The sequence below is a fragment of the Paraherbaspirillum soli genome (assembly GCF_042654985.1).
Taxonomy (GTDB): Bacteria; Pseudomonadota; Gammaproteobacteria; order Burkholderiales; family Burkholderiaceae_D; genus Paraherbaspirillum; species Paraherbaspirillum soli.
Map to the genome: position 1 here is coordinate 41,566 of NZ_JBHSMT010000006.1, position 15,888 is coordinate 57,453.

A 15,888-nucleotide genomic window follows, 5' to 3' on the forward strand; every position below is an offset into this window, starting at 1 on the left:
CCATGCAGGATCGTTGGATTACACAACCCAACGCGCTATTTACTTTTGTAACCCAGCATTGACGCCCTTCCAGAAATTGCCATCCTCCATGCCGAACGCGTACACCGAGGTGCCGCCCAGTCCGTAGGCGCTGACCAGGCTGGCTTTCAAGGTCACGCTGGCGGCGTTTTCGGTCCAGACGGTGTGGTTGCCGCTGCCGTCGCTGGCGGTGTAGTTAAAGGTCAGCGAATTGCTGGCGGCGTCGTAGCGCGGGGTGACGCCGTATTGCTTGATGAGTGCCGCCGTTTGCCGCCAGTACAGCTGGCTGCCGGTGCCGGGCTTGGTCCAGTCGTAACCATAGGCCGGGATGCCGTTCAGGATCTTTGACGCCGGTGCTTTGCTGACGGCGTAATCGAGATCGTTTTCCATCCAGTCGGAGCCTGCGACCGGGCCTGGGTCCCAAGCCGGGATCGCCTCATCGTAGGTCATGATCTGCAAAAAATCAGCCGACTTCCCGAGCGCCGCGAGGTCGAATCCATAGTTATAGGGATTGCTTTCATCTTTCTCCGAAAATGCCGGAACGGTCATGATCAGCTTCAGACCGTTGGCGTGCAGCGCACTGGCGAGGTCGGCCGAAAAGGCGCTCATATTGGCGCGATCGCCTTGATCGACATTTTCGAAGTCGATATTGATGCCGGCCATGCCGTTGGCTTGCGCGAACGCGACCAGGTTGGCAATCGCGATAGCTCTGTTGGTAACGCTAACATCATGCGCAATGGCAGAGCTCCAATTGCCGCCGTCATCGACATTGGAAATACAACCGTAGATCGCGATGCCTCGGGCTTTCAGGAAGGCCATCGCATTGTCGGGAGCCGCAGCGCCGTTGCCGCTGATGTCGCCGCTGCTGCTGATGTTCCAGAAGTCGACAGCGACGGCGTTGACGTTCGCGGCGTACTTGCTCAGCGAGCTGAAGTTATTCGGGTAGTCGGAGTAATACGCCAGCACCATTTTGCCGTTCGCGGTCTGAGCCGGGGTCGGATTGACGGCCTGCGACGACGATGGCATAGCTTGGTTCGAGGCGGCCGTCTTGCTCGCGGTGTTGGCGTTGGCGCTACCGGCATCGCCGGAGCCGCCGCCACAAGCCGTCATCAGCGTTGCAGAACACAATGCGGTGAACGAAGCGGCAATCAGTTTTTGGTTCAAAAATGAGGTCATAAATCTATCAAATGGTTTCCAGGAGAACACATTGTAAGACCCATTGATGACAGATTGATGACCAGACTCCCGCCTATATTCAACATAAACAAGCAGATGATTCAAAATTACGGCCAATTATCAAATTCATCGCATGAGCGGAAACTGCAGCCTGTGCATCGGCCACACCGTTCAACCAACCGCGAGAATTTTCCATGCTTACGCAAACTACTGTCAAAAATCAAAACGCGGCCGTCATCGACGGCTCTTCTTCCACTCCCACTCTTTTCACGCCCGCACGGCTGGGCGATCTGCACTTGCCTAACCGAATCGTGATGGCGCCGATGAGCCGCGCCCGCAGCTCGCAACCGGGCGATATACCCAATGCGTTGATGGCCGAGTATTACGCACAGCGCGCCACGGCCGGCTTGATCGTGAGCGAAGCGACCCAGATTTCACGCCAGGGCCAAGGCTATTCATTTACACCGGGCATTTACCGGCAAGAGCAAATCGCAGGCTGGCGGCTGGTCACCGATGCCGTGCATGCGGTCGGCGGCCGCATCTTTTTGCAGCTGTGGCATGTCGGCCGCGTGTCGCACAGCGTATTCCAGGACGGCGCGGCGCCGGTCGCGCCGTCGGCGATCCAGCCGCGCGGCACCCAGGTCTGGATCGTCGGCGACGACGGCGTCGGCCGCATGGTCGATTGCCCGACACCGCGCGCCTTGTCCAGGGAGGAGATTCAGGATGTCATCAATGATTTCCGCCAGGGCGCGGCCAACGCAATGGCCGCCGGTTTCGACGGCGTCGAAATCCACGGCGGCAACGGCTACCTGATCGACCAGTTCCTGCGCACGGTATCCAATCCGCGGACCGACGAATACGGCGGCTCGATCGAAAACCGTACCCGCTTCCTGCTGCAACTGAGCGCGGCGGTGGCCGATGAAATCGGCGCCGACAAGGTCGGCGTGCGGCTGGCGCCTTACATCACTTTCAAGGACATGGCGGAACCGCAGATTGCGCCGACCATCCTGCATGCGGCCGCCGCGCTGGATAAAATCGGGATCGCCTATATCCACCTATCCGAGGCCGATTGGGACGATGCGCCGACCATCCCCGAGCAGTTCCGTCACGATCTGCGCGCCGTCTATCACGGCCAGCTGATCGTCGCCGGCCGCTACGACCAGGCGCGCGCCGCACGGATATTGGAAGAAGGTTTGGCGGATCTGGTCGCGTTCGGCCGGCCGTTTGTCGCCAATCCCGACTTGCCGCGCCGGCTGGCCGAAAATCTGCCGCTGGCGGAGTTCGACGGCGCTCGCCTGTTCGGCGGCGATGCCGGCGGCTATACCGACTATCCGGCGCTTGCCGACTGAGACGCCGTGCCGGCGAAACGGTCTTGCAAAAACTCGATCAGCAACTTGACCCGCGGCGGCCGGAAACTGCTGCGGTGATACAGCACGTTGAGCGGCACGCTGTCGGTGAAGAAATCATCCAGCACCGTTTGCAGGCGACCGGCACGCAAATCTTCGCTGATATCCAGCAGCGATTTATAGGCGTAGCCCTGGCCGCGCAATGCCCACTTGCGAATGACTTCGCCGTCGTTGCTTTGCTGATAGCGGCTGAGCCGCACCGACTTGCTCTTGCCGCCTTGACGGTAGCGCCACTCGTTCATCGGCCCCGCGGCGGTCACCAATACCAAAGCCGGAAACTCGCTCAATTGCTCCGGCGTCTGCGGCAGTCCGACCCGGGCCGCGCATTCGGGCGCAACGCACACCACGCGCCGGTTCGCCATCAACGGCCGCGCCACCATGCCGCTGTCCGGCGGCACGCCGTAGCGGATTGCCAGATCGACATCGTCCTGCACCAGGTTCGCTGTCGAATCGGTCAGCGACAGGGCAAACTGCACCTGTGGGTACTGCCGCTGGAATTCATCCAGGTAATCGAGCAGCACGTTGCGCCCCAGATCCGACGGCGCCGAGATCCTGACCGTGCCCTGCACCAGGCTTTTGCCAGCCTGCAGCGCCTGCTCCGCCTCATCCATCAGCTCCAGCGCCTGCTGGCAGTACAGCTTGTACAACTGCCCTTCTTCGGTCAGCCGCAACTGGCGCGTGGTGCGCTCGAACAGCTTGACACGCAACGTCGCCTCCAGTCGCTGGATGCAAGCGCTCGAAGCGGCAGGCGACAATCCATGTTTGCGTCCCGCCGCCGAAAAGCTGCCCAACATCGAGGCGTCGACAAACAATCTCATTACGCTTAATCGGTCCATCGGATTTGCACGGTAAGGTTAAAGCTCGCAAACGCAAGCCAGCGATGTGTCAACAGGCCCTAGCAAGCTGCATACATTAACAGAAGGAAATACGGAGGATGACTGTTATGTTTTTTTGGGCGCATTCGATCTGTTAAATGCCAGCCTGCCGTGGACGCGGCATTCTTGTGCACACCGGTGCTGCCTGCGAGATGCCGCATAGGATGTCCGGATTCGGCGAATCATTTTCCTTGAGAAAACCTATATTTGCGGTCCCGGACCTCAAAGTCCATACCAGGAGATTTTCATGCTCAGGCTCAACGGCAAACGCGCACTGATCACCGGCGGCACCAGCGGTATCGGCCTTGAAACCGCCAAACAATTCCTGGCGGAAGGCGCGCGTGTCGCCATCACAGGCAACAACCCCGAGACCATCGAACAGGCCAGACAGGAACTGGGCCAAGAGGTCCTCATCTTGAAGATCAATGCCGGCAATGTCAGCGAACAGAAACAACTCGCGCAAGCAGCCGGCCACGCCTTTGACCAGCTCGACGTGGTTTTCCTCAACGCCGGCGTCGGCGATTTCAGGCCGCTCGATCTATGGGATGAAGCCGGCTTCGACCGCTCGCTGGCGATCAATCTCAAGGGTCCGTTCTTCCTGATGCAGGCATTGCTGCCGATTCTCGCCAATCCGGCATCGGTGGTGCTCAACACCTCGATCAACGCACACATCGGCATGCCCAACTCCAGCGTCTACGCCGCCACCAAGGCCGGCCTGATCTCGCTGGCACGCACGTTGTCGGGCGAACTGATCTCGCGCGGCATCCGCGTCAACGCCATCAGCCCCGGCCCGGTCACGACGCCGATCTACGGCAAGCTGGGACTACCGGCAGAGGAACTGGAGAAAATGGCCGGCCACATCCTGAGCCAGATCCCGGCCGGCCGCTTCGGCCAGGCGAAAGAGATCGCCAAGGCGGTGGTCTATTTGGCGTCCGACGAATCCGCGTTCTCGGTCGGCAGCGAGCTGATCATCGACGGCGGCATGACTGCGTTGTAAAACGGTTAGCCGCGCCAACAGGATTGTTGGGCTGCAAGGCACAACAATCCATTAATCGCCATCAATCGTCGGGCTTCCCAGCCCAGCCACGACATTCCATGCAACGGCCCGCCGCCGAACCGGCGCTCCGCACTGTCAACCTTGCCAGTTGCCGCCGCGCCTGAAATCACGTTTAGTGTCTTCACAAGAAAAATCCTGCCGCCCTTGAGGCGACCTCGTTTCTCGCGCCCGCATTTTTAGATCCAAACCGATGCCGCCGTCCAGGCGGCATTGACTTCAGGAGGAGCGGCTTTTTGACCATCAACAAAAGGTCCGCTGAGTAAAGGGGAATCACCCCCAACCACTAAAAAGAGGAGAACAGATGGACATTCGAAAGAGCCACTTCGCCATTTCCGGCATCGCGCCAAAAATTGCCGCCTTGCTGGCCGCAGGATTGTTTGTCGGCAGCACAGCGGCCATGGATACCAAGAAGGTCTGGATTACCGTGGGCGACGCCGCCTACGCCCAGCTGCAAAAAGTCGCGCCGCAGGCGATAGCCAGGGAAAGCCGGATCACCCTGACCAACCAGGCCAGCAGCCGCTTCACCGGCACCGAAAAAGTGCATCTGGTGGAAGTCGACGAACAACAACTGCTGAAGCTGTCGGCAGCGGTCCATCAAGAACTCAAGCGCTGCGGCGGCTTCATGTTCCACCCCAGCGAGAGCGCCGGTCGCAAGGCATTGAACAAGCCGCTGGTCAAGCGCCCGGCAGCCGCCCGCCCCGCTTACGCGATCGGCAACCAGGCCATCGTCACGCCTATGCTGGCGCAAATGCAGGACAGTAATATCGTGCAAACCATCGTCGACATGGCCGCGTTCGACAACCGTTACTACGCCACCACCAACGGTGCCAACGCATCGAATTGGCTACTGAAAAAATGGACCGACATGACAGCCGGCCGCAGCGACATTTCAGTGGCCCAATTCAGCCACCCCAACTGGGGCCAGAAATCGGTCATCCTGACCATCAAGGGCAGCGACAATCCAGCCGAAGTCGTGGTGTTGGGCGCGCACCTGGATACCATCAATATGAACGGCACCTATGAGACCACCATAGCGCCCGGCGCGGACGACGACGCTTCCGGCATCGCCAGTCTCACCGAAGCATTGCGGGTCATGCTGGCCAACGGCTACAAGCCGCGCCGCACCATCAAAATAATCGGCTATGCAGCGGAAGAAGTCGGCCTGCGCGGCTCGCAAGAGATCGCCCAAAACTTCAAGGACAACAACGTCAACGTGGTCGGCGTGATGCAACTGGACATGACCAACTACCAAGGCTCGTCCAGCGACATCTACCTGTACACCGACTACACCAACAGCCAGCAAAACGACTTCGTCGCCAAACTGATCAGCACCTACCTGCCGACCCTGAGCATAGGCTACGACCAATGCGGCTATGCGTGCTCGGACCATGCCTCCTGGGATGCGCAAGGCTATCCGACGTCGATGCCGTTCGAAGCCGCCTTCAGCCAATACAACCCCTACATCCACACCTCGGACGACACCTATGCCAACTCCGGCAGCCAAGCCGCGCATGCGTTGAAATTCGCGCGCCTGGCCGCCGCCTATGCGGTTGAATTGGGCAGCGAAGGCTCAGGCGGGACCCCGCCTGCCGACAAGGTCGAAACGTTTTCCGGCAGCCTGACCAAGGGCCAGAAAAAAACCTACGGCCCCTACAAAGTCGGCGCCGGCGGCAGCATCAAGGCGGCACTGAGCGGCAGCGGCGATACCGACCTCTACGTCCGCAAGGCAGCGGCCCCCAGCACCACCACCTATGACTGCAAATCGGACGGCCCGACCAGCACCGAAAACTGCGCGCTCAATATGGCCGCCAACGGCGACGTCTATCTCCTGTTGAACGGCTATGCCGCTTCGTCGTACAAGCTGACGGTCAGCTATCGTCCGCAATAAAGCCTGCAACACCCTGGGCAGCGGCATCCTGCCGCATGCCCAGTTTCACAAAACTATTGGGCACCTCGAAAAACCTACTGCAGGGTTTGGCAAGCCCGCCAATCTCGGGGCTGTGATGCTCGCCGTACAACCGTACGGCTGCAGGTGTTGCAACTTCGTCGCCCCGACCTTGGGCCGCTCGCTACGGTTTTTCGAGGTGCCCTATTGCCGCCCTCGTCCCTGCTCTGCACCTGCTTGTTAACGGCCGGTCTCGCGCAAATAAACGGCCCGGGCGGCATAAGCCGTATTGGAGAAATCGGTAAACACGCCATCGACCCCGGCACGGAAGAACTTCAGATATTCCGCTTGCGGGTCGCCGTTGTAATTGGCTGCGAGGTATTTCTTTTCATTGCGGAAGGTATAGACGTGGACGAACAGGCCGGCCTTGTGGGCATCGGCGACCAGGCTGTTGGGGGTCTGGGACGTGGCGTCGGCGGCCGATCCGACATAAGGCGAGCCGTCGGCGTTCTGGTCTTTCCACGGCGTCACCTTGAGCGGCACGACCTGCGGCTTCCAGGGGCCGATGCCATCGGCATAGGTCTTGATCTCGGCCAGGCCGGCCGGCGTCAGCATGACGCCGAAATAGCGCGCGTCGCCGGCCAGCGTCCAGCTATAGGGACGGCCATCGACAAAGGTATAGGCGTTGTTGGTGTTGTAAGTCATTTCGCCGGTCTTGAAATTGATGGCGTTGCCGTCGATCAGTTGCACCACTTTGGTCCGCAGACCCACGGAGCGCAGGTATTTCAAACTGGCGGGATCGAAGCTCTGGACAAATACCGCCGCATCCTTGCTGTTCAACTGGTTGTCGTTGAGGATCTTGAGCAGTGCGTCCTCAAACGGGTGGCTGCCGGCTTTGCCGCAACCGTTGGCGATTGCCTGCGCGTTATTCCAGATCGGGTTTTTGCTCTCGGGGTAGACCGAAATCGTGCGCCCGCTTGCCAGGCTCTTTGCCTTGGCGATGTCGATCACTTCCTGGAAGCTCAGCACCGGGTACTTGCCGTTCAGGTCTGTCGGGCGCTCGTTGCGGGCATCATAGGTGGTGCCGCCTATCCATTGCTTGAGTTCAGCCAGCGTGAAATCGGTGATCGACCAGTCGTTGGTGTGATCCTCGCCATCGACCACCAGGGATTTCAGCACTGAGGCCGGATCGTTCGGATTGGTCAGATCGCTCAAATACGTGGCGGGGCCGCTGTCGGCCGTGACCGGGTACGCGACTTTGACATTGACGCCAGGCACGGTGCGCTTGCGAGCGGCAACCACGGCATTGGTTTTTGCGACCTCGGCAATATTGGTGTTGTCGCTGAGCCAGGGATTATGGCGGGCCACCAGTACGCAGTCCTTGGTCAAATGCAGGTCCAATTCCAGCGAATCCGCGCCCTGGTCGGCGGCGCCTTCGTAAGAGGGCTTGGTTTCTTCCGGAAAAAGCCCAGGCAAGCCGCGATGCCCGATCACCAGCGGCGCATCGCCATTGAGCGTCGGCAGCGTGGAGCGCTGTAACGGACTGTCGGCGCCGCCGCCGCAGGCAGTCAGCAGCAAACCGCCGCCCAGTGCCGCCAGCACTCCCGGTGTGAAGAAACGTAAAGATCGACCTCTCGTATTGCGCATGCTCGTGCACTCCTGGTTATTAACGAGCGGCAATATTAAATGAAACGTGCGATCCACGACACTTCTTTAGCGTCGCCCCGCCATCCACGCATAAGCGCACCCCCTGCATATCCTCCGAGGTCAAAGGGTATTTTTCACGCATAAAGACGACTATGATGAACAAACCAGTTCTGATATGAAACATCGAGGCGCTGCTTGCAGGTATTGCCATACCTCAGCGCCCTTCCCCTCGCTAGCCAGGGAATCGTCATGCATAGGCCCCAGACAAAACGCGTTCTGCTGCTCACTGTCTTGCGGACGCTGGCTCCCGCTTTCGGCCCGCTGCTGCTGGCAGCTTGTTCGGCCAAACCCGATAACGTTTGGCAAGGTTATGTGGAAGGCGATTTCGTCGCCGTCGCGTCGTCGCAAGCCGGGCGGCTGGACCATCTGGCGGTCGAACGCGGACAACAGATCGCCGCCGGCGCGCCGCTGTTTGCGCTGGAATCCGACGCCGAAGCCGCGGCCCAGCGCCAGGCCCAGCGTCAGCTGCAAGCTGCCGAGGCGCAACTAGCCGACATCCAGAGCGGCAAGCGGCCGCAAGAGGTGAACGTGACCCAGGCGCAGCTGCTGCAAGCACAGGCCGCCGCCCGCAAAGCGGCGCTGCAGCTGGCGCGCGACGAAGCCCAATATCAGGCCGGCGGCATCGCCCGCCAGCAGCTCGACGATTCCCGCTCCGCCGCCGCCACCAGCGCGGCGCAAGTGCGGCAGTGGCAAAGCCAGTTGGCGGTGGACCGGCTGCCCAATCGCGAAGCGCAAATCCGGGCGCAACAGGCGCAGGTCGCGGCCTCGCAGGCGGCATTGGAGCAAGCCGATTGGAAACTGGCCCAAAAAGCCGTCAAAGCCACCCGTGCCGGACTGGTCTACGACACCCTGTATCGCGAAGGCGAATGGGTGGCGGCCGGCAATCCGGTGCTGCGCATGCTGCCGCCGGAGAACGTCAAAGTCCGCTTCTACGTGCCGGAACCGGTACTGGGCCGGCTCAAGCTGAATCAGCAGGTGACGCTGCATTGCGACGGCTGCCCGGCCGAGCTGCCGCTGCGCATCACCTACATCTCGACCCAATCCGAATACACGCCGCCTATCATCTACAGCAATGAGAACCGGGCCAAGCTGGTCTACCTGATCGAAGCCCGTCCCGCCGCCGCCGATGCGCCCAAGCTGCACCCGGGCCAGCCGCTGGAAGTGAGGCTGCCATGACGACGACCGATAGCGCCACCATCAACGAACTGGCGATCGACGTCGACCGCATCAACAAACATTTCGGCGACAAGCACGTGGTCAGAGACCTGTCGCTGCAAGTGCGGCGCGGCGAGATCTTCGGCTTCATGGGCCCCAACGGCAGCGGCAAGACCACCACCATCCGCATGATGTGCGGCTTGCTGACGCCGGACTCGGGACGCGGCTCCTGCCTGGGCTTCGACATCATCAAGCAAAGCGATCAAATCAAGCGCCGGGTCGGCTATATGACGCAGAGATTTTCATACTGGGACGATCTGAGCATCCGCGAAAACCTGGATTTTGTGGCGCGCGTCTACGAGATGGACAAGCGCAAGGAAGCGGTCGAACGCGCCCTGCACAACCTGGGCCTGGCCAGCCGCGCCAAACAGCTGGCCGGTGCGCTGTCCGGCGGCTGGAAACAGCGGCTGGCGCTGGCCGCCTGCATGCTGCACCAGCCTCAGCTGTTGCTTCTGGACGAACCGACCGCCGGCGTCGACCCCACCGCCCGCCGCGACTTTTGGGAAGAGCTGCACCTGCTTGCGGCACAGGGCATCAGCGTCCTGGTCAGCACTCACTATATGGACGAAGCCGAGCGCTGCCACAAGCTGGCCTACCTCGCCTACGGCCAGCTGCTGGTGCAAGGCACCGCGGTCGAGATCGTCGCCGCGCAAGCCTTGAGCACCTGGGCCATCTACGGCAACAACCTGGTGGCGCTGTCGCAGCAATTGCGCGGCCAGCCCGGGGTCGATCAAACGGTCGCGTTCGGCACCGCGCTGCATGTGTGCGGCAAGGATGCGGCCCAGCTCGAACAGACCTTGCGCCAGACCACCGAGGGGCAGCAACTGCGGATGGAAGCGATCGACACCAGCCTGGAAGATGTGTTCATCTACTTGATGAACCGCTCCAAGGACAATTTCGAGGGGCAGGCATGAACCGTTTCAGCGATCTTTCTTTCAGGCGCTGGTGGAGCATCGTGCTCAAGGAGTTCCTGCAACTGATGCGCGACCGCGTCACGGTGCGCATGATCACAATGATTCCTATCATGCAGATGCTGTTGTTCGGCTTTGCCATCAACAGCGATCCCAAGCACATGCCGACCGCCGTCATCGCCGCCGATCACAGCGAGTTCACGCGCAGCTTCATCGCGGCGATGACCGCCTCCAGCTACTTCAACATCGTCGCCACACTGACGGACGAAGAAGCGGGCCGCGCCGCGCTGGCGCAGGGCAAGGTGCAGTTCGTGCTCAACATCCCGCCCGACTTCACCCGCGCTCTGCTGCGCGGCGAGCGGCCGGCGCTGCTGGTCGAGGCCGACGCCACCGACCCCACCGCCACCGCCATCGCCCTGGGCGCGTTGCCGCAACTGGCGCAAGCGGTGGCCGACAGGGATCTGACCGGACCGCTGGCCAAATTCGGCGGCGGCGCACCCGCCTTCGAGGTGCGCGTGCACCGCCTGTACAACCCGGAAGGCATCAGCCAGTACAACGTGGTGCCGGGCTTGATGGGCGTGATCCTGTCAATGACGATGGTGATGATGACCGGCCTGGCGATGACCCGCGAACGCGAGCGCGGCACCATGGAAAATCTGCTGGCGACGCCGGTCAAACCGATAGAAATGATGACCGGCAAAATCATGCCCTACATCGCCATCGGACTGATCCAGGCCAGCATCGTCCTGCTCGGCGCGCGCTTCCTGTTCCACGTGCCGTTTGCCGGCAGCGTGGCCGCGATCTACCTGGCCGCGCTGCTGTTCATCGGCGCCAGCCTGACCGTCGGCATCACCCTGTCCTCGATCGCGCAAAACCAATTGCAGGCGATGCAGCTGACCATGTTTTACTTCCTGCCCAACATCCTGTTGTCGGGCTTTATGTTCCCGTTCCAGGGCATGCCGAAATGGGCCCAGTTCATCGGCAACCTGCTGCCGCTGACCTACTTCAACCGGCTGATACGCGGCATCCTGCTGAAAGGCAACGGCTGGGCCGACTTGTGGCCCAATGTGTGGCCGCTGATAGTGTTCACCATCATCGTGATGGCGATTGCGGTGCGCTTTTATCGCCGCACGCTGGATTGAGGAAAACAAATGCAACGATGGCTATGCATGGCGGCGAGTGTGCTGGCGGGCTGCGCCGCCGGCCCGGATTTTCATGCGCCGGCGATGCCCGAGGTGCAGCAGTACACGCCGGGGACGCAAGCACTCGCCACGGTCGCCAGCACCGGCCCGGGCGGCACCGCGCAAAGCTTCGAGGTCGGCGCCGACATTCCCGCGCAATGGTGGACGCTATTCCATTCACCCCAGTTGGACGCGCTGGTGCGCGCTGCTCTTGCGAACAGCCCTACCCTGATCCAGGCGCGCGCCGTGCTGCGCCAGGCCCAAGAAAACCTGAACGCGGAAACCGGCGCCACCCGTTATCCGCAAGCCGATCTGCAGCTAGGCGCGACCCGCCAGCAGATTGACCCGACAGCGCTAGGCATCCGCAACATCCCCAAATCCGGTCCGTTCAACTTGTACAACGCGACGCTCAACGTCTCTTACACGGTGGATGCGTTCGGCGCCAACCTGCGCACGCTGGAAGGCTTGCAGGCGCAAGTGGAACTGCAGGCATACCAGTTGCAGGCGGCACGCCTGGCCTTGGCCGGCAACGTGGTCACGGCAGCCATCCGGCAAGCCGCGCTGCAAGCCCAGCTAGACGCCACCGAACAGATACTGCGCTTGCAGCGCGAACAGCTCGACATCATGCAGCAGCGCCTGGCCGCCGGCGGCATCGCCGAAGTCGAGCTAAAGAATCAGCGCACCTTGGTAGCACAAAGCGAGGCCACACTGCCGCCGCTGCAACAGCAACTGGCACAAGTCAGCCACCAGCTCGCGGTCTACCTGGGCCAGGCGCCGGCGCAAACCGACCGCCAGCCGCTGGACTTGAACACGTTGACCTTGCCCGCCACGCTGCCGCTCAGCCTGCCGTCTATGCTGGCGCGCCAGCGGCCCGACATCCGAGCCGCGGAAGCCATGCTGCATCAAGCCAGCGCCCAGCTCGGCGTCGCCACCGCCAATCTTTATCCGCGCCTGACGCTAGCGGCCAGCGCCGGTACGGAACGGACCCGGATCGAGGATCTGGTCAGCAGCATCAATGTCTGGAATGTCGGCTTCAAATTGATGCAACCCTTGTTTCACGGCGGCGAATTGCGCGCCAAAAAACGTTCCGCGGCAGCCGCCTACGACGCCGCCGCGGCGCTGTATCAACAGACCGTATTGCAGGCCCTGCAGCAGGTAGCGGATGCGTTGCGGGCGCTAGAGAACGACGCGCTAGCCTTGCAGGCGCGCACCCAGGCCAGCGACAACGCCGCCAGCAGCCTGACGATCACGCAGCGGCAATACCAAGCCGGCGGCATCAGCCATCTCAGCCTGCTGGACGCCCAGCGCCAGCGCCTGCAAACCGACCTGGAGCGGATCGCGGCACAGGCTGCGCGCTATAGCGATACGGCGGCGTTGTTGCAGGCTTTGGGGGGTGGTTGGTGGAATGTGGTGGGGGTGGAGTGAGGTGGTTGGCGTGGGTCGATATTCCACCAACGCGTAGGGCGGATGAGCGCAGCGTTATCCGCCGCTTGATGCACCACCTACATTCGATGTATCTAACACGGTGAAACGGCGGATAACGCTGCGCTCATCCGCCCTACCGGCGTTGACCGTCAGCGGTTGGTCGGGCGCTGTCTGGCTTACCGCGTTGTAATGGCTGGGCTTTGCAGCCCAGCTTACAGCCCTAGTTACGAAGTTCCTCAACTAATCGAATCAGCAAATTTGCCAATTCCAAAGCTTCATGCTCTGCAAGCTCCACCGGGTCTCCGAACGGTTCACGAGATTTTATGCAAATGGCGCCGCCTTCATCGACCCAAACGTTGATGTCTCCATTTGCAACTTCATGAAACGGCTTAGAGTTTTCCATAATTACCTCGAAGGAAAGAGTGGATCATTGTTTGCTCTTGGATCTCGAATTTTTGACCATTCTGATCAAAAGAAAACCGGTGCAGATGACCCTGGCACCGGTTTGCGCAAGCGCGTGATATGCGCTTTACGGCCTTAGTTCTACTGGAACTCCACGGCCCCGGCACAACAACCTGTCGTTGGGCGCTGTTGGGTCGCTTTGCATTTAGCCCATCAGTGCTTTCTGGCTATTTAACGTGCTCTACGTAGACTTCTCACTAACTGGAAGATTGAAATTCTTAGCATCTATTTCGATGCAATCCCCCGATTGCATTTCAATTTGTACTTTGCTCACTCCGTTACCGCAAGGAATAGGGCCAGTCATTGTATTAACACTCTGACTAGGTCCCCAATCTTGAATGCGAGGTACACATAAATTAGTCACATCAATTGCGATAAGAGAACCGAGATTTGAGTCTCGATTGCGGAAATCAAGTTTTGCTTGTCCTGATTTCCAATCAAAGGATAACGAAAGAAATGTCCAGTCATGCATATCAAGTTCCTTTATTATCGATTTCCTAGCTCGATTGGGCAGAATGTAATGAAGCCCAACATTCCATGCTAGCTCTTCTCAAGCAGCCCACTCCCCATTTTCACGGCTTACAGGGGAAAGCTCAGTGTAGAAGTGCGGAAAAATAGGCAATGACACAAACCCACGCCTGAAAAGAAAGCCACCCAATCCGGGGATATCGGAGAGGGTGGCTTTCGATCTGAGGTAAGAGGTTGTTGTCGATCAATACAGAACAGCAGATTGTCTTTGACATAGCCAAAAGTATAAATGTCGCCTAGTACTCATGAATAAACCTCCGGGCACACGGCTTTTTTTTATCCTATCCTTCCCCATTTATTTCTAACCTTTCAAATAATTTCTTTTCAACGTTGTAACGTACCTGAAAAAAACATGGCCCACCATCAAAAGTCACCACTAATTCTGAATGCCAAGAATCGTTCTTTTTCCAATAAGCATTGCAAAATCCATTTATGTATACCCAATGGCTTCCCTTATCGGTGTAACCAAGATATTGCCGCTTATATTCAAATAATCGTTGTGATATTTCATTACTCGATTTGCTATCAGAATTTTTCAAGTAGCCATTAAGCACTTCTTCGAGATATTCAATTTCTGAGGTGCTAGGCGTCCAATAGGGAGGCCGTATATCTATCAACGAATATTTTTCTGAGAATTTGGCGGTACTCTGGGCTGTAAATATGACGCCATGAGCCACTATTTCATTGGGTTTCAACATTGGCCCTTCTCCTTGGGACTTCGTTATAAAACCGAAAAAGAAGAGCGGTAAAATCAGCCAAGTTTTTCCAATCTGCTTCACCATATTGAATAATTCTTTAATTGCATACAGTTTCAATATTTGTTCCTATTTGGACATCGCCATGCCAACACGGCATTGGCCTTCTTGCTGATCTAAAAATTTTCGTTTGATTCGTCCGATCAAGTCAGTGATTAGATGCAGACACATGCACCAGACACCTGCGAATCGGGGTCGACTTCCCTGCCTTGAATAATGCTGCACATCAAGCTGTGCGTAGGGGGACGTGATTGTATTGCAAATAAGAAATGTATGCGACACGAAAAGCAACTTTATCGTGCCGCTGGGCCGCTCCCGAGCTTTTAGCATCGGCGTTGACTCTCCGAGCATCGACGTCGGTTCTCCAAGCATCGCTGTCGACTCTCCGAGACTCGGCATCGGCTATCCGAAAATCGGCGTTGGTTCTCTGAGCATCGGCGTCGACCTTCCGAAGTACACCGTTGAGCTTCCGAAGTCCGACACCTCCCCTATTTGGTGCAAGACCGAACTTCCGAAGCCCGACGTCGAGCTTCGGAACCTCGACGGCGATTCTTTTAGCGTCGAGGCCGCACCTATTTGGCGCAAGGCCGAGCTTCCAAAGCAGGACATCGAGCCTCTGAAGCAGAACATCGAACCTCTGAAGTAGGACACCGAACTTCCGAACGTCGAGGGCGATTCTTTTAGCGTCATTGGCGACCCGCCGGACTACTGTAGGGCGGATGAGCGTAGCGTTATCCGCCGCTTGATGCACCGCCTGCATTCGATGTATCTAACACGGTGAAACGGCGGATAACGCTGCGCTCATCCGCCCTACCGACGGTGGCAGTCAGCGACCAGTCGGGCGCTGCCTAGCTATCAAGTCATTCAGGTAATTAACGCTGGTCTCGGATTTATCCAACACCGCCTCGGTCGAGCCCATCATCCAGCGCAGCAGCAAGTCGACATCACAAGCGTTCAACGGCGGCGGACAGGCGGGATCGCCGTGCTCTTGCGCCAGATGATTGGCATGCAGCATAGCCAGCCCCTTATAAATGCCCTGGCACATGTCCAGCGTGAACGCGATGCATTGCGCCGCTTGATCGGTGCGCAAGTCTTTGTCCAACCATGAGAATGGCTGGTGCTCTGGGATATCTGGGATGGGTGGGGATGGGCGAGGCTTCTTCTTACAAGTCATGTCGATCTCCTGTGCGGTGGATGAATCCGCGCCCCGCCGTCTGGCGTGGGTGATCGAGTCGCCCAAAGGAACCTCCCCTTCAGGCTCTCACAGAACCGGACGTGAACCTCTCG

General features: G+C 59.2%; 15 protein-coding genes. 8 read left to right on the forward strand and 7 right to left on the reverse strand.

The features are described from left to right. Nucleotides 1-39: 39 nt before the first annotated feature. Entirely contained in the window at nt 40-1,194 is a 1,155-nt protein-coding gene (locus tag ACFPM8_RS02425) for a glycosyl hydrolase family 18 protein (protein ID WP_378994598.1), read from the reverse strand. Nucleotides 1,195-1,388: 194 nt separating this feature from the next. Between ACFPM8_RS02425 and ACFPM8_RS02430 the strand changes: the two genes are divergently transcribed. After that, on the forward strand, nt 1,389-2,543 hold the full coding sequence (locus tag ACFPM8_RS02430; protein ID WP_378994600.1) for an alkene reductase: 1,155 nt from the start codon (nt 1,389-1,391) through the stop codon (nt 2,541-2,543). On the opposite strand, the gene ACFPM8_RS02435 is transcribed toward ACFPM8_RS02430, so the two are convergent. Continuing rightward, a complete protein-coding gene (locus ACFPM8_RS02435) occupies nt 2,522-3,418 on the reverse strand; it encodes a LysR family transcriptional regulator (protein WP_378994603.1) in 897 nt (298 codons plus the stop codon). The two genes, ACFPM8_RS02430 and ACFPM8_RS02435, sit on opposite strands and share 22 nt — an antisense overlap. A 304-nt stretch (nt 3,419-3,722) precedes the next feature. Between ACFPM8_RS02435 and ACFPM8_RS02440 the strand changes: the two genes are divergently transcribed. Beyond that, nucleotides 3,723-4,472: an SDR family oxidoreductase gene (locus ACFPM8_RS02440; protein WP_378994605.1), complete on the forward strand. Its 750-nt coding sequence runs from the start codon at nt 3,723-3,725 to the stop codon at nt 4,470-4,472. 361 nt (nt 4,473-4,833) lie between these two features. Next, nucleotides 4,834-6,420: a M20/M25/M40 family metallo-hydrolase gene (locus ACFPM8_RS02445; RefSeq protein ID WP_378994608.1), complete on the forward strand. Its 1,587-nt coding sequence runs from the start codon at nt 4,834-4,836 to the stop codon at nt 6,418-6,420. Nucleotides 6,421-6,657: 237 nt separating this feature from the next. On the opposite strand, the gene ACFPM8_RS02450 is transcribed toward ACFPM8_RS02445, so the two are convergent. Then, on the reverse strand, nt 6,658-8,064 hold the full coding sequence (locus tag ACFPM8_RS02450) for a glycerophosphodiester phosphodiesterase family protein (RefSeq protein WP_378994611.1): 1,407 nt from the start codon (nt 8,062-8,064) through the stop codon (nt 6,658-6,660). A gap of 249 nt (nt 8,065-8,313) precedes the next feature. On the opposite strand from ACFPM8_RS02450, the gene ACFPM8_RS02455 reads away from it, so the two are divergent. From ACFPM8_RS02455 to ACFPM8_RS02470, 4 genes are read left to right on the forward strand one after another with little or no spacing between them, the layout of a single operon-like run. Next, entirely contained in the window at nt 8,314-9,300 is a 987-nt protein-coding gene (locus ACFPM8_RS02455; protein ID WP_378994614.1) for an HlyD family secretion protein, read from the forward strand. Then, nucleotides 9,297-10,253, forward strand: a complete 957-nt coding sequence (locus ACFPM8_RS02460; protein WP_378994617.1) for an ABC transporter ATP-binding protein — start codon at nt 9,297-9,299, stop codon at nt 10,251-10,253. Before ACFPM8_RS02455 ends, ACFPM8_RS02460 begins: the two co-directional genes overlap by 4 nt. Further along, on the forward strand, nt 10,250-11,392 hold the full coding sequence (locus ACFPM8_RS02465) for an ABC transporter permease (RefSeq protein WP_378994620.1): 1,143 nt from the start codon (nt 10,250-10,252) through the stop codon (nt 11,390-11,392). Before ACFPM8_RS02460 ends, ACFPM8_RS02465 begins: the two co-directional genes overlap by 4 nt. A 9-nt stretch (nt 11,393-11,401) precedes the next feature. Continuing rightward, nucleotides 11,402-12,856 carry an efflux transporter outer membrane subunit gene (locus ACFPM8_RS02470; protein WP_378994623.1) on the forward strand — a complete coding sequence of 485 codons (1,455 nt, stop codon included), beginning with the start codon at nt 11,402-11,404 and terminating at the stop codon, nt 12,854-12,856. Between the two features lie 220 nt (nt 12,857-13,076). Here ACFPM8_RS02470 and ACFPM8_RS02475 read toward each other — a convergent pair whose 3' ends face one another. The 3 genes from ACFPM8_RS02475 to ACFPM8_RS02485 form a co-directional block, all read right to left on the reverse strand. Further along, complete coding sequence (locus tag ACFPM8_RS02475; RefSeq protein WP_378994626.1) at nt 13,077-13,259, reverse strand: hypothetical protein; 183 nt, start codon at nt 13,257-13,259, stop codon at nt 13,077-13,079. A gap of 240 nt (nt 13,260-13,499) precedes the next feature. Further along, entirely contained in the window at nt 13,500-13,790 is a 291-nt protein-coding gene (locus ACFPM8_RS02480; RefSeq protein WP_378994629.1) for a hypothetical protein, read from the reverse strand. A gap of 337 nt (nt 13,791-14,127) precedes the next feature. After that, nucleotides 14,128-14,661, reverse strand: coding sequence for a hypothetical protein (locus tag ACFPM8_RS02485; RefSeq protein WP_378994632.1), 534 nt, complete (start codon nt 14,659-14,661; stop codon nt 14,128-14,130). A gap of 238 nt (nt 14,662-14,899) precedes the next feature. Between ACFPM8_RS02485 and ACFPM8_RS02490 the strand changes: the two genes are divergently transcribed. Then, a complete protein-coding gene (locus ACFPM8_RS02490; RefSeq protein ID WP_378994634.1) occupies nt 14,900-15,247 on the forward strand; it encodes a hypothetical protein in 348 nt (115 codons plus the stop codon). A 180-nt stretch (nt 15,248-15,427) separates the two neighbouring features. On the opposite strand, the gene ACFPM8_RS02495 is transcribed toward ACFPM8_RS02490, so the two are convergent. Beyond that, the gene (locus tag ACFPM8_RS02495; RefSeq protein WP_378994637.1) at nt 15,428-15,775 is read right to left on the reverse strand and encodes a hypothetical protein; all 348 of its coding nucleotides are present in this window, start codon (nt 15,773-15,775) and stop codon (nt 15,428-15,430) included. Nucleotides 15,776-15,888 lie beyond the last annotated feature (113 nt).